13 protein-coding genes and 1 pseudogene are annotated in these 13,525 nt (G+C 53.4%); 9 read left to right on the top strand and 5 right to left on the bottom strand.

The window, feature by feature from the left end:
* Positions 1–58 precede the first annotated feature (58 nt).
* From QMZ65_RS22570 to QMZ65_RS22545, 6 genes are all read left to right on the top strand, one after another.
* Positions 59–1,039 (top strand): LacI family DNA-binding transcriptional regulator, encoded by a 981-nt coding sequence (locus QMZ65_RS22570; protein ID WP_283216729.1) that lies wholly within the window; start codon positions 59–61, stop codon positions 1,037–1,039.
* 126 nt (positions 1,040–1,165) lie between these two features.
* Positions 1,166–1,975: an inositol monophosphatase family protein gene (locus QMZ65_RS22565; RefSeq protein WP_211729753.1), complete on the top strand. Its 810-nt coding sequence runs from the start codon at positions 1,166–1,168 to the stop codon at positions 1,973–1,975.
* Positions 1,976–2,081: 106 nt separating this feature from the next.
* Positions 2,082–3,440 carry an MFS transporter gene (locus QMZ65_RS22560; protein WP_283216767.1) on the top strand — a complete coding sequence of 453 codons (1,359 nt, stop codon included), beginning with the start codon at positions 2,082–2,084 and terminating at the stop codon, positions 3,438–3,440.
* Between the two features lie 22 nt (positions 3,441–3,462).
* The gene (locus QMZ65_RS22555) at positions 3,463–4,743 is read left to right on the top strand and encodes a histidine-type phosphatase (RefSeq protein ID WP_283216728.1); all 1,281 of its coding nucleotides are present in this window, start codon (positions 3,463–3,465) and stop codon (positions 4,741–4,743) included.
* 182 nt (positions 4,744–4,925) lie between these two features.
* A complete protein-coding gene (locus tag QMZ65_RS22550) occupies positions 4,926–5,108 on the top strand; it encodes a hypothetical protein (RefSeq protein ID WP_283216727.1) in 183 nt (60 codons plus the stop codon).
* 375 nt (positions 5,109–5,483) lie between these two features.
* Positions 5,484–6,080, top strand: coding sequence for a DUF2913 family protein (locus QMZ65_RS22545; RefSeq protein ID WP_283216726.1), 597 nt, complete (start codon positions 5,484–5,486; stop codon positions 6,078–6,080).
* Between the two features lie 164 nt (positions 6,081–6,244).
* On the opposite strand, the gene QMZ65_RS22540 is transcribed toward QMZ65_RS22545, so the two are convergent.
* Complete coding sequence (locus QMZ65_RS22540) at positions 6,245–7,033, bottom strand: nucleotidyltransferase domain-containing protein (protein WP_283216725.1); 789 nt, start codon at positions 7,031–7,033, stop codon at positions 6,245–6,247.
* Positions 7,034–7,258: 225 nt separating this feature from the next.
* On the opposite strand from QMZ65_RS22540, the gene QMZ65_RS22535 reads away from it, so the two are divergent.
* Together QMZ65_RS22535 and QMZ65_RS22530 are read left to right on the top strand one after the other, a co-directional pair.
* Positions 7,259–7,717 carry a helix-turn-helix domain-containing protein gene (locus QMZ65_RS22535; RefSeq protein ID WP_283216724.1) on the top strand — a complete coding sequence of 153 codons (459 nt, stop codon included), beginning with the start codon at positions 7,259–7,261 and terminating at the stop codon, positions 7,715–7,717.
* Entirely contained in the window at positions 7,714–8,289 is a 576-nt protein-coding gene (locus tag QMZ65_RS22530; protein ID WP_283216723.1) for a PIN domain-containing protein, read from the top strand. The genes QMZ65_RS22535 and QMZ65_RS22530 overlap by 4 nt, the downstream gene beginning before the upstream one ends.
* 60 nt (positions 8,290–8,349) lie before the next feature.
* On the opposite strand, the gene QMZ65_RS22525 is transcribed toward QMZ65_RS22530, so the two are convergent.
* The 4 genes and pseudogenes from QMZ65_RS22525 to QMZ65_RS25400 all read right to left on the bottom strand — a co-directional run.
* Positions 8,350–9,387: a tyrosine-type recombinase/integrase gene (locus QMZ65_RS22525; protein WP_283216722.1), complete on the bottom strand. Its 1,038-nt coding sequence runs from the start codon at positions 9,385–9,387 to the stop codon at positions 8,350–8,352.
* Between the two features lie 530 nt (positions 9,388–9,917).
* On the bottom strand, positions 9,918–10,556 hold the full coding sequence (locus QMZ65_RS22520) for a PIN-like domain-containing protein (protein ID WP_283216721.1): 639 nt from the start codon (positions 10,554–10,556) through the stop codon (positions 9,918–9,920).
* Positions 10,501–11,025, bottom strand: coding sequence for a PIN-like domain-containing protein (locus tag QMZ65_RS22515; protein ID WP_283216720.1), 525 nt, complete (start codon positions 11,023–11,025; stop codon positions 10,501–10,503). Before QMZ65_RS22515 ends, QMZ65_RS22520 begins: the two co-directional genes overlap by 56 nt.
* A gap of 41 nt (positions 11,026–11,066) precedes the next feature.
* Positions 11,067–11,198 (bottom strand): annotated as a pseudogene (locus QMZ65_RS25400) (hypothetical protein); the annotation flags it as partial.
* A gap of 659 nt (positions 11,199–11,857) precedes the next feature.
* Here QMZ65_RS25400 and QMZ65_RS22510 point away from each other — a divergent pair.
* Positions 11,858–13,522 (top strand): ShlB/FhaC/HecB family hemolysin secretion/activation protein, encoded by a 1,665-nt coding sequence (locus QMZ65_RS22510; RefSeq protein WP_283216719.1) that lies wholly within the window; start codon positions 11,858–11,860, stop codon positions 13,520–13,522.
* Positions 13,523–13,525 lie beyond the last annotated feature (3 nt).

Here is a 13,525-nt window from a genome sequence, read left to right as displayed (position 1 = left end):
CCTGAGGTGAGTTTTCCCTGTGTAATCAGTGCAGACGAATCGGCAGGGTGGACAACGGATGACTAAAAAAGGAAAAAGCTGGGTAAAGGCAGAGGACGTGGCGCGGCTGGCGGGGGTTTCCCGTTCTGCGGTATCCAGAACCTTTACGCCCGGCGCATCCGTTGCGGAAAAAACCCGCGCAAAGGTGATGCGTGCCGCCGAGCAGCTGGGCTATCAGGTCAATATTATTGCCCGCACCATGAACACCGGCAGCAGCAACTTTATCGGCATCGTCACTGCAGGATTCGATAACCCTTTCCGCAGCAAACTACTCGCTCCTCTGGTGCACCAACTTGCCCTGCACGGCTTCATGCCGCTGTTGATGAATGCCGACGATCCCGAACAGCTGGCGCCTTCACTGCGGCAGCTGCTCAGCTATCACGTTGCGGGCGTCATCATTACCTCCGGCGCGCCGCCGCTGTCGCTGGCCGAAGAGTATCTGGCGCGCAAAATACCGGTCACGCTGATTAACCGCCACGCAGACCTGCCGGGCTGCGATCGCGTGACCAGTGACAACGCGCAGGGCATGCAGCTGATGGCTGACTACTGCCGCCAGCAGGGCTGGCAGAATATCGGTTTTATCGGCGAACACAGCACCAATTTCAGCACGGAACAACGCCACGAGGCGCTGCTGGCCTGTGCGCCAGACCTCACCGTTAACACCCGTTTCATTGCCGGCGGCGGCTATGCCGCGGGCAGGGCGGCGGCACAGGCACTCAGCGAATGTCAGGTGCTGCTGTGCGCCACGGACATGCTGGCACTGGGCGCGATGGACGGCCTGCGTGCGCTGAACAGCAGCGGACCTCTTCCTGCGGTCATCGGTTTTGATGACATTCCGCAGGCCAGCTGGGATCCGTACCATCTCACCACCGTGCAGCAGGATACCGACGGCCTGGCGCAGCAGGCGGTCGACCTGCTGGTCACCCGTATTGAACAGTTTGACCTCCCGTCCCGCCAGCGCGCCGTACCGGTGAAATTAATCGTTCGCCAAAGTGCATAATGGAAAATTAATTTTATGCGGGTTTGCTCACAGATTAATCCTCCCAATCCAGCCAGACTCCTTTCTGCCCTGCGGGGCTAATTTTTTGCCACAAAATGCACACGTGTGCATTATCGAGGAGAAGTTATGGCTACCCATGAAGTTGATTCGCTTCTGGCGCGTTACCGTTTCGCCTGCAGTCTTGCGGAGTCCGGGGGAAAACTGGCCTATGAGTTTTATCAGCAGCGCGACAATCTGCTCACTGAACACAAGGGGGATGACCTGCAGGACGTGGTCAGCCGCGCCGACTGCGAGGTGGAGTCTTACGTCAAATCACGCATCGCAGAAGCTTTTCCGGAAGATGGATTTCTCGGTGAAGAGAGCGGCACCGCGGATGTGCAGCAGCGCGTGCTGTGGGTCGTTGACCCGATAGACGGCACCAGCTGTTTCCTTAACGGGCTGCACACCTGGTGCCTGTCACTGGCCATCGTGGTGGACGGTGAACCGGTGATTGGCGTGGTGTACGACCCGAATCACCACGAACTCTTTCATGCTTTGCAGGGACAGGGCGCATGGCTCAATGACCGGCGGATCGCACCGCATGCGGCGGCCAGCGTGGCAGGCGGCGTCATGGGTGTCGGCACCTCGCATCGCGTGTCCTCAGCGGATTTTCTGCCCTTTCTGGATGCGCTGCTGCAGCACGGCGGCATGTTCGTCCGCAACGGTTCGGGTGCCCTGATGAGCGCCTGGGCCGCCGCCGGGCGACTGATAGGTTATTACGAACCGCATATGAATCCGTGGGACGGCCTGCCCGGCATCGTGCTGATGCGCGAGGCCGGCGGCTCCACGAATGACTACCTGGCTGACGAGGGCATCGCGCGCGGCAACCCGGTACTTCTGGCAAGTGAAACGCTTTACCCACAATTAAAACAATGGGTTAAACAACCCTTACGCTAACCTGCACGGGCAGGGCTTCTGATTCTGTACTCTACATATAATGGAACCGGCCGTCAGGGATGATACACAGCAATCAGCAACGCCGCCGCCTTTCGGAGACAATATGATGTCAGGATTACTCAGCTATTTCCGCGCCAGCCCGGAGAAACACGCCGGCGCCTTTAATGAACAGCGCTTTCGCTTCGTACGGTGGCAGACGTTTCTGGCGATGACGCTGGCGTACGTCACGTTTTACGTGTGCCGGCTGTCGTTTACCGTAGCCAAAAGCGCTCTGGTGGACCTGGGTATTTCACCTTCCGAGCTGGGCATGATCGGCTCGGCACTGTTTTTCAGCTACGCCATAGGCAAGCTGGTGAACGGATTTATCGCCGACCACGCTAACGTGGTGCGCTTTATGAGCCTTGGCCTGCTGCTCAGCGCGGGTATGAACCTGATGATGGGCATGACGACCAACGCCATGCTGCTGGCCATCTTCTGGGGCATCAACGGCTGGGCACAGTCGATGGGCGTCGGACCCTGCGCGGTGTCGCTGGCGCGCTGGTACGGCACGAAAGAGCGCGGCACCTTCTATTCGATCTGGTCGACGGCGCACAACATCGGTGAAGCCATGACCTATATGGTGATCGCCGCGGTGATTGCCGGATACGGCTGGCACATGGGCTATCTCTCCACTGCCGCGCTGGGCGCAGCAGGCGTGGTGATCATGCTGCTGTTTATGCGTGACTCGCCGCAGAGCAGCGGCTTCCCGTCCATTCATGAAATCAGCAACGAGCCCCTGGAAGAACATGAGGCGAAAAGCTCCATCCTGAAAAACCAGCTTTTCGCGCTGCGCAACCCGGCACTGTGGACGCTGGCACTGGCCTCCGCCTTTATGTACATCGATCGCTACGGCGTGAACTCCTGGGGCATTTTCTTCCTGCAGCAGGGTAAGGGCTACACCACGGTAGAGGCCTCGGCGATCATTGGCGTCAATGCTATCGCGGGCATTGTCGGTACCATCCTCGCGGGGGTGCTGTCGGATCGTTTCTTTGCAAAAAATCGCAGCATCATGGCCGGTTTCATCAGCCTGATTAACACCGGTGGCTTTGCGCTGATGCTGTGGTCACCGCACAGCTACTACACCGACGTCATCTCCATGGTCATTTTTGGTGCCACCATCGGTGCGCTGACCTGCTTCCTGGGCGGCCTGCTGGCCGTGGACATTTCATCCCGTAAAGCAGCGGGCGCGGCACTGGGTACCATCGGCATCGTCAGCTACGCCGGCGCCGGGTTTGGTGAGTTTCTCACCGGCATCATCATCGACAAAACCTCGGTGATTGAGAACGGCAAAAAAATCTACGATTTTCACACGTTGTCCCTGTTCTGGGTGGCAGCCGGTCTCGTTTCCGCGCTGTTGTGCTTTGTCACCGCCGTGATGGTGGCAAAACGCAACGCCAGCGAACACCGCACCCTTTCTACCTCTTAATCAGCTCAGTAAGGAAGACATTATGATGCCACGCAGACATCAGGCCGCCGCACGCCTGTTCATTGCCGGTGCACTGTGGCTTTGCGCCTCTCAGGCGCAGGCGGAAGCACAGTATCAACTGGAGAAAGTCGTCGAGCTCAGTCGTCACGGCATTCGCCCGCCCACGCCGGGTAACCGTAAGGATATTGAAGCGGCCACGCATCGTGCCTGGACAACCTGGACCACGCATGACGGTGAACTCACCGGTCACGGCTATGCCGCCGTGGCTAACAAGGGCCGCTGGGAAGGCGAGCATTACCGCGAGCTGAGCCTGCTGACCGCGGGCTGCCCGCAACCGCAGGATGTATACGTGCGGGCCAGCCCGCTGCAGCGCACCCGCGCCACGGCACAGGCGCTGGTTGACGGGGCCTTTCCCGGCTGCGGCGTCGAGGTCCATCGGGTTGAGGGAGAGGACGATCCGCTGTTTCAGACGGAAGCGTTTCCTGCCACCAATACTGACCCGGTAAAACAGCTGGCGGCAGTCAGAGCGAAGGCAGGGGATTTAGCCGCACGTCAGCAGGCGTTGCAGCCGGCGGTGCAGGCGCTTAAACATGCGGTGTGCAGCCCGGATGCTGACTGCTCGTACTTCGACAAGCCCTGGCAGATTAAACAGAGTAAGAGCGGTAAAGCCTCCATCGATGGCCTGAGCGTACTGGCAAACATGGTTGAAACTCTGCGTCTTGGATGGAATGAAAACCTGCCGCTGAGCCAGCTGGCGTGGGGTAACATCACCTCATCCGCGCAGATCACGGCGGTGCTGCCGCTGCTCACGGCGAATTACGATCTGGGTAACGATGTGATGTACACCGCGCAGAAACGAGGATCGATCCTGCTCAACACCCTGCTGCAGGGCGTCGAACAGGGTGTTTCCGGGACGACTGACAGGCTGCCGGATACCCGCTGGCTGCTGCTGGTCGCGCACGATACCAATATCGCCATGGTGCGCACCCTGATGAACTTCACGTGGACACTGCCAGGCTACACGCGTGGCAGCATTCCGCCGGGCAGCAGCCTGGTGTTTGAACGCTGGCGCGATACGAAAAGCGGCGAACGGTTCCTGCACATCTATTTCCAGGGACAGAGCCTGGATGACCTGCGACGCCTGCAGACGGTTGATGAGCACCATCCGCTGCTGCGGGAAGAGTGGCGCCAGTCCGACTGCCGTATCACTGAAGCGGGCACGTTGTGTCCGATGAAAACGGCACTGAAAGCGCTTGGCCGGAATCTGGACTCCGCTTCCATCACGCCGGTAACCTATCAGTAAGTCACTGACGTAAACGGGCACACAGATATCTGTGTGCCCGTATTTTCCGGTATGCATGTCCGGTCGGACATTTTCAGGAAAGGCACGCAATCGTCATCAGGTGCCCGCATTTCAGCTACCTTGTTTATGTTGAAGGTCTTTTGGAAAAGAACGGCATGATCATGAGGTTAACAGAAGCGGAAATGGCCACACTGGTAGGCAGTCGTTTCGCATCAGCTGAAAACAATGCCGCAGCCAGCGTCACGACGGTCCTGGAAGTCAGGATCCAGAGTGGCAGGCAGCTGATTGTCCACGAGCTGTACGGCAGGCAACACAAGACACCTCTCGCTGTATTTATGCTCAGATTTCCCTATGCGCTGAGCTGAAGGTAGCTGCCTTTGCGCCCGAACACAGCTGCCGTCTGAGGCGTGATGGTCTGCGTTACTCATATCCAGAAAATGCCGGCGGGTATACTGAAAAAAACCCGTCTGAAGACGGGTTAAATAAATCAGTACAGAAATTCTCGTTTGCAACAGCGTAGCTGTGTGTGCACCACGATATTACTCTGGCCAGGGTGGAATTTATATTTACCTTTTATTACTGGTCATAGGAGTTTTCTATAACCCGCGCTGCCGTTTACGCCATCAGCCTCTCGCCACCTGAAGGGCCGAAAGGCTCCCTGACAAACAGGTATGAAATTAAAGCCCGCGCAGGTTAGGATCAGCAATTAAATCGGCATATCAACGAAAATTAATCAAAGTATGGATACCTCAAACCTCTACGTCGATCACCTTGCCTGGTGCGGACTTATCGCACTGAACATGGCGCGTCAGGCCGGTGCCGTCAGTTCCTCTGCGCAGGAAAACCTCTTTTTATGCAGATGGCTGGCGACGGCAGAGAAGAAGCGTCTGTTCCGGCGTGAACTGGCTAATGACATACGCTGGCTGCTCAGGGAGGGTCGGGAGAAAGGGCTTCGCGCGGATCTTCCGGGCAAGCTGGAATATCTCTGGCGGGCAAGCAGCGGCGATTTGCTGGCGCAGAATGATTTATTCCGCCTCCAGCACGTGATGCACGCCATTACGCTGACGGGTATTCATTACGGCGTTCTCACGGAGTCTGAATGGGAAGGGCGCCACGCTGTAAAACTGAGTCCTAAAGTGCCGGGGGTGTTTATGAGAAAAAACGATCTGGAAAACGGATTTGGTGACGATGGTTGTCAGATTAACCCTCTCGCTGTGCGTATCACCGCCGATCTTCCTGCCGTGGATGCGCTGCTGAAGCGTGCAGGATGGCAACGTCAGGCAAGAACACCAGATCCTCTGCTGCATCATTTAATGACATGTCCTCAGGAAGGATAATGGGGAAGCGCCGGTTACGCTAAGCCGCTTTTTACGCTCCACATATAGCCTGACTGAAACTCAGCAGCTTGACGTTTCAGTCAGAACTTCATCAGGCAGTGACCTTCGTGCCCTGGTCATTCAGAACAAAGTTTTGCTACCTTGATCCGTGACCGGTCTCTGCATCATCGCTGACGCGTATGAAATTCTGCATTCAGCCAGTAGGCGAATGTTGTTATCCTGCCAGCGAATGCCATTATGTCGCCACGCGGGCGATAACTCATGGCCAGCCAGTAGTCCATCTCCTCCGCCAGTGCCGGGTACCGTTCATTAAACCACTCGCATTGTTCCTCAAGCGTGGCCGGCCAGTCCCGGTCCTTTTCAGCCCTCAGAATACCCGTTGATCGGATGGCTTTACGGGCCGCAGCTCTTTGCAGCCTCTGCCGTTGTGCGGGTTCTGAAGACGGTTTCAACTGTGAAGCGTAATCATTCAGCACGTTAAAAAAATCACCATTTACGGCAACGGCAATCTCCTTTGAAGGCCTGAAGGGTGCAAAACGTTTGCGTAAATCCTCGCCGTACACGCAGACGCAATGGTGTTTGAGCCAGTATCCCCATCGATTGAGCTGCTGAGGATCCATCACAGTGGAGAGAGTGCCGGTGTCCAAATCTATTTTACTGATTACCGTATGTGCCTCTTCGATCGAACTAATGACCTCAGTCAGTTCAGGCGATTCAGCCCCGACGCGTTCATGACTGAAAATAACCGTGATATCCAGATTAGACACCGTCTCTACGGCGGTACCCATAGCCACGCTCCCGTAGACATAGATGCTGTGTATGTTGTCTGCCTGAGAAATGACGAAAGCTTTAACAACATCGCTAATCACATTGCTGAACTGAGGCTGCAAATTTTTTCCGTCAGGGACGGAGATAAAACCGGTTTCATCAACAGCCATTTTTCTCAGCTTCATCAAGGAACATGATTACATTATGAAGGATAGGCCTGAACAGTACACCCGATCAGTTAAGCCCCTGCAGGTGAAGATTGCCTGAAAGTACAACTTTCCCCGCGCTACAGGCACTTATTCTTCCAGAGGACCCAACCTGCAACATTAAGCTACACGCCACACCATAATGCGGTTGCATAAAACGCCATCATTTGCGAAAATTTCGAATAATAGATACAGGAGGTGTTCATGACACAGCTTCAGAATAAGCTTCCTTCACTGCAGGAAGCGGAACTTGCGCGCCTGTGCAGCCGGGAACTCTCCGCCGTGCTCGAAACACGCGCAGAGTCACAACAGGTTTCACTCACTGACAAACGTGGCCAGATACATAATGTCAGCATTCCGGTCAGCGCGCTGCGTATACTGGTTGATGTACTCACCGAGCTGGGTGAAGGAAATGCCGTGCGCCTTGTTCCAGTCGGGGCAGAGATGACAACGCAGGAAGTGGCCGATCTGCTTAACATTTCGCGTCCAACGCTGATTCGTCTTCTGGACAATGGTGAACTGCCTTACCATCGTACGGGTAACCGTCGTAAAATCCGCTACGTGGACGCGCTTGCATACCGCAACAAACTGGTGAACCAGAGGCATGATGCGCTTGATGAGCTGGGCGCTCTCGATCAGGAACTTGGGCTGGGTTACGAATGAGTTCTGGTTATACCGTAGTATTTGACGCCTGCGTTCTCTACCCTGCACCTCTGCGCAGCTTCCTGATGTACCTTGCTGCCGGCGGGCAGTTTCGTGCGCGATGGAGTGAAGACATCCATGAAGAGTGGATCCGTAACGTGTTACTCAATCGCACCGAGCTTAACAGGGCACAGCTTGAACGTGTCCGTGCATTAATGGACCGCCACGTACCGGATGCCCTGGTAACCGGATATCAGTCTCTGATTGAATCCATCAGGGGATTGCCTGACGAAGACGACCGTCATGTCGTTGCCGCTGCGATTGTGGCCCAGGCAGAAGGTATAGTGACGTTTAATCTCAGGGATTTTCCTGATGAGGTGCTGTCGGTATGGAACCTGCGTGCTATTCATCCTGACAGCTTTATCACTGATCTTACCGACCTGGACATCACCGTGGTGATCGACGCGGCCCGGCGCCAGCGCGCCAGTCTTTTGTCTCCGCCTTTCACGCCCGATGAGTATCTTGACTGCCTGCTGCGGCAGCAGCTTCCGGAAACCGTCTCCCGGTTAAGGCCTCTGGCAGCATTGATCTGAATAAACACACGTTAATGACATTCGGAGCGGGCCTGGCAGATGATTTATAAGGTGCCACCTTTAATCAGGCCAGTCGTCCGCCTCCATCAGTCCGACCATAGCACCTTTATGTGCTTCAACCATACGTATGTACCGCATGACAGTCTGGGTCTGAGTCCAGGTGCCCTCCTGCATAATTTGAGCGATTGAGATTCCTTCTCTGGCCATATCCTGTGCGGCCCCGACGCGCGCGCTGTGACCACTCCAGCTGGAATAGCGTCCCTTGTTAGTTTTAAGGGGAGTTTTCGCACCCGCCTGATGTCTTGCACGACGCCAGATGTCTTCCAGGCACGGGGCACTCATAGGCACTTCAGTGACTGACGTGATTTTGTTTGACCGGTGTACAGGGCAGAACAGTACCGCATCGGGTTCGCCCACCAGGCCAGCCGCGTTAATCCATTCCATCAGTCGTTCAGAAGAGCGGGTGCTAAGCGCCTTGACGATCCCACCAGACTGCAGGATGGTTTTTGTCCAGCCCACGTCGAGGATAATACGGCCATCGGCTGCCCGTGAAATGTCCCGCACCCGCAGACGAGATAACTCACTCATTCGCAGCAACGTACCGTATGCCACGTGCATGAAGGCAAGATCCCGCAGATGCTGAAGCCGGGGTGAATGCTTCCAGGCCGCATCGAGGCGATTCAGGTCCGGCCGGCAGAAGGGGACCGCCTGCCCGGTGCGCTCGCCGGAGACGATAGCCGTACGATTAATTTTCTTTTTAGCACGCACTACGTCAGGCGATACCGTCGGAGGCACCAACCCGGCATTACGGTGTAACATTGACATGAGCGCGGCGTGCACCGAAATGGTAGAAGTTGAACGACCAATGGCCTGCAGGTGGAAAAGGTAGTCTTGCATATCCTCCGGCGACATCGGCAGAAATGAACGGCGGTTATCCTGGGACCAGCGCCAGCTAATCCGCATCACGCTCAGCAGCTGGCGCCAGGTATTTGGCGAGAAGGCCTCGCGGTGCCGGACAAAGGCGGCCAGCTTCGCGGTGAGATCGTCATCGGCGCTGCCGCTGAGGGCCACACCGGTAAAACCGGATAAATCATTCATGATTGCTCAGTATTTGCCCGTTTTGATGACAGCATCGCTACGTGAATTCTGCAGAAATAGCAGGGCACATGCCCGCCAGATTTCACGTAGCGCTGCCGGAGTTTTAACCGCTTTCGCCTGCTGCTTATAAGCTGGGCAGCATTCAGCTTTCGCCGGCTCGTATAAATAGCCGTGTAGCTCAGTATCCGGCCCGGATCCGCATGATACAGGGGTTTCTGGCATTTGTCTGGCCTTATATAAGTATAATTATATAAGATTAAAATACGAAGTGATCATGTGGTCAGTAGGTGAGGGCCGGCTCTGCGAAGCTCACAAAACTCCTATTATATGAAGTTATGATTAAGATTAAGCACCAGATCAGTAGGTGAGTGCTATCCCCTACCAGTTCATAAAAGCACAATGATTAGAAGTTAAGAACTATTACAATTAACCTATTTCCTAGGCGATCATTAATATTGGCGGTAAAATATACCGCCATAAAATTGACTTATTAATTCATTAATTTAGAGAAGGCAGAGATAACCATCCCATTATACATCATCATTTTTAACCGTTGAACTTGGATCTCCTGAGCCTAACGATGCATTATGGAAAATTGAGTTTATCATGGCTAACTCTCGCTCAAGTCTAGTAAGCTTAGACATTGCTTCTTTATAATCATTTTCAAAAACAGCAGTCTGAGCACCATTAAACTCATCTACAGGTGCAGAATGATAATAACTTAGTTCTTGAGTAAGTTCTGCAATGCGGTTAGATACCTCTTGACGCCTTTTAGTTAAATCATCATTAGTCATAAAAGCAAGTTGTAATTTTTTGGCAATATCTTCGCGAGAATTTAAGAAACGAACCGATGGTATCTTTTTCTTTTTCTTTAAAATTGGACTAGCATTAGTCAATTCGGATATTGCGTCTTCATTAACATCAGCATGCAAATGATTATTTGCATGATGAAGGAAAGTGTTTAGATTTTGCAAAATAAATTCACTTGCCCCATTATCCTTAGCTTCAGAAACTAAAGACTCATTTGGACCACGAACTTTCCCATCTATTTTATAAAAAAAGTCAGACTTTGCATCATTTGTCACATAGACAATGTTTTTACCTGGAGCAGTTTTAATAAAGCTTAATATCTGCTTCCAAACATATAAATCTTCCAAATTCAGCATCATAGTTAATTTCACCAAAAGAATAGAAGTCATTCTTTTTATCAGAAACATCTTCATATCCTGGACCAGTTTTATACTTGTATCTAACTTTTCCTTCTTTATTAATATCATCAATTTCATTTTGTTGAGAGGGGGCAGGACCAATGCGGTTGTCTGTTAGTTCGTCGATAACATCACGCATGACATCATGCTTAGAAAAGAAGTCAATATTTTTAGTTCTAATAGCAATTGATTTTTCAAAGAAAGAAGATGAAATACCATCAAAGTGGTGGAATAGCTGTTCTAATTCACCGCCAAGATTTGTATAACGTGAGATTGTTTGATTATGATTATCACCAGTAATTTCCTTTCGTAATTCATTAAGAGTTGAGTTAATTTTTTTGAAATTGCTTCTAATGAATCTCGACTTCCTTTTATAACCTTCAAGCGATTGCGCTGGTATTCTAGACATACTTGGTGTGGGAACCAGCATTGTTCCCTAATATTTCTCCAAATTGATAAGAACTGATTTCGCGTCTCTTCTTCACAGCGATAAAGAGTTAAGAGTATGTTTGCATCGAAAATAAATATAGTATTATCTGCGGTAAACACGGTACCTAATATTTCTTCGCTAACTCCATAAAATCCTGAGAAACTGTTGCGCATGACAATTCCCTTGCTTAGTTAATATTACGAATAGAATAGGTAAGTATTTTATCTTATTGAACGAAGATTATAAACACACCAAGGTTTATTTAACATAATTATGATGTTGTGAACTTCGTGCTTCATCGAAGCGCTCAGCCCGCCATTTTGGATGCCTTCCGGCCGTAACTCATCAGTAAACGCCACACGCATTTTAATAAGATAATGATGGCGTTTCGAGCAAGGGGGAGCATGCTGATGCATACCCCGGCACTCGAGATCTCCGACATCAGTCATGACCGCCAGAATCACACTTCAGCCAAAGCCTGGCCGGCCTGAAGAACGGATATCGTCTGACTGGCACAAGAGGAATGCTACTTGCTGTGTCAGGAGATGCTTACGCTACGCTTTTACTAATCAATCCGAGGCGATGCGCGCTTAATTTCAGTGCTGGCGCTAATAGGAGCAAAGCAAATAATACAGAGAAATATTTGCTGTTGTCTGCAACCTAAAACTACCAACTTTATATTTGACTTAGTCTAGGAAATGACCCTGCGCTAAGTTAAATAATAGCTCCATTCTCGTTTTATAAAGCCATCAGGAACTTTCTGATTGTTTAGGTGATATTCTGCGCAAACAAACTTACAAAACATTTACAATCAATTTCACTTAAGTCTTTTATGATGGCACATACAGGGAAGTTACTGGCGCTGAGCGTCGGCTTATTGACTGCTTCAGCAGTCGCGGCACCGTTAAATCCGGGCGACCGCGATTACATCCAGACTCAGCAGCAACAGCGTCTGCAGCAGGACCAGAACCAGCGCGACGCGCTGTGGAACGCCGTCAGCCCTCAGACCGCTCCAGCCGGGGGGTCAGGCGCATCAGGCCCGTGTTTCCCCGTCCATCATATCGTTATCCGCAATGCGTCTTTACTCTCACAGAGCCAGCAGCAGAATATCACTGCGCCTTATATTGACCGCTGCCTGAACTTAACGGAAATTAATTCGCTGGTCCACGCTATTTCCGACTGGTATATGCAGCGCGGCTATATCACCAGCCGCGCGTTTTTAACCGAGCAGGACTTATCTTCCGGCGAGCTGGTTATTCCGGTGCTGGAAGGGAAGCTCGACGAAATACGCCTCGACGGGCAGCACCCGCGCGCCCTGTTAATGGCGTTTCCCGGCCTAAAAGGGAAGATACTTAACCTGCGCGATATCGAGCAGGGCATGGAGCAGATTAACCGCGTGCGCTCTAGGCCGGTGCAGATTGAAATTCAGCCGTCGCCCAAAGCGGGTTTTTCCGTCGTGAACCTCACGGCCAAACCGGAGTTTCCGCTCAGCGCCTCAGTGGGCTTTGACAACAGCGGACAGAAGAGCACCGGGGTGGGCCAGCTGAACGCCTCGCTCACCGGCAACAACCTGCTGGGCCTTGCCGACCGCTGGTTTATCAGCGGCGCGCGCAGCAGCGCCTTTAGCCAGTGGCGCGACGCGCAGAGCCTGCAGGCAGGCGTCAGCGTGCCGTACGGCTACGGCCTGCTCGACTACAGCTACAGCTGGAGCAGCTACCACAGCAGCTTCATCAACAATGATTTCACCTGGCTCAGTAACGGTGACAACGTCGCACACCGCCTGAACGGCTCCTGGGTGCTGTTCCGCAACGGGGACATCAAAACCGGCGTCCAGCTCGGCCTGAACCACTACACCAGCCACAACTTCCTCAACAACACGCTGCTCACCAGCAGCAGCCGCAAAATCTCTAGCCTGCAGCTCGGGCTGAACCACACGCAGAAAATGTTCGGCGGCGTGGCCACGCTCAACCCGGCCTTCAGCCGCGGCATGCCGTGGTTTGATGCCGAAAGTGATGAAGGTAAAACCGGCGACCTGCCGAAAGCGCAGTTCCGCAAGTGGAGCCTCAGCGGCAGCTTTCAGCGCCCGCTGACGAACAGCCTGTGGTGGCTGAGCAGCGTGTACGCCCAGTGGTCGCCGGACCGGCTCTACGGCAGCGAGCGCCTGACGCTCGGCGGTGAAAGTTCGGTGCGCGGTTTTAAAGAGCAGTACCTCTCCGGCGATGCCGGGGGCTACCTGCGTAACGAGCTGGACTACAGCCTGTTCACGCTGCCGGTCATTGGCGAGGTCAGCGCGCTGGCCGCCGTCGACGGCGGCTGGCTGAAGAGCGACGCGCAGAACCGCGAGTCCACCGGCACGCTGTGGGGCAGCGCGGTGGGTATCAGCACCCGCAGCCGCTATTTCTACACCCAGTACACCGTGGGTATTCCGCTCAGCTATCCCGGTCATCTGCAGCCGGATCGCGTCAGCATTTATGCCCGCGTCGGGCTGGTTTTCTAAGAG

This window comes from Pantoea sp. EABMAA-21, from assembly GCF_030053335.1.
Taxonomy (GTDB): domain Bacteria; phylum Pseudomonadota; class Gammaproteobacteria; order Enterobacterales; family Enterobacteriaceae; genus Pantoea; species Pantoea communis.
This window is presented reverse-complemented; position numbering and strand designations above follow the sequence as displayed.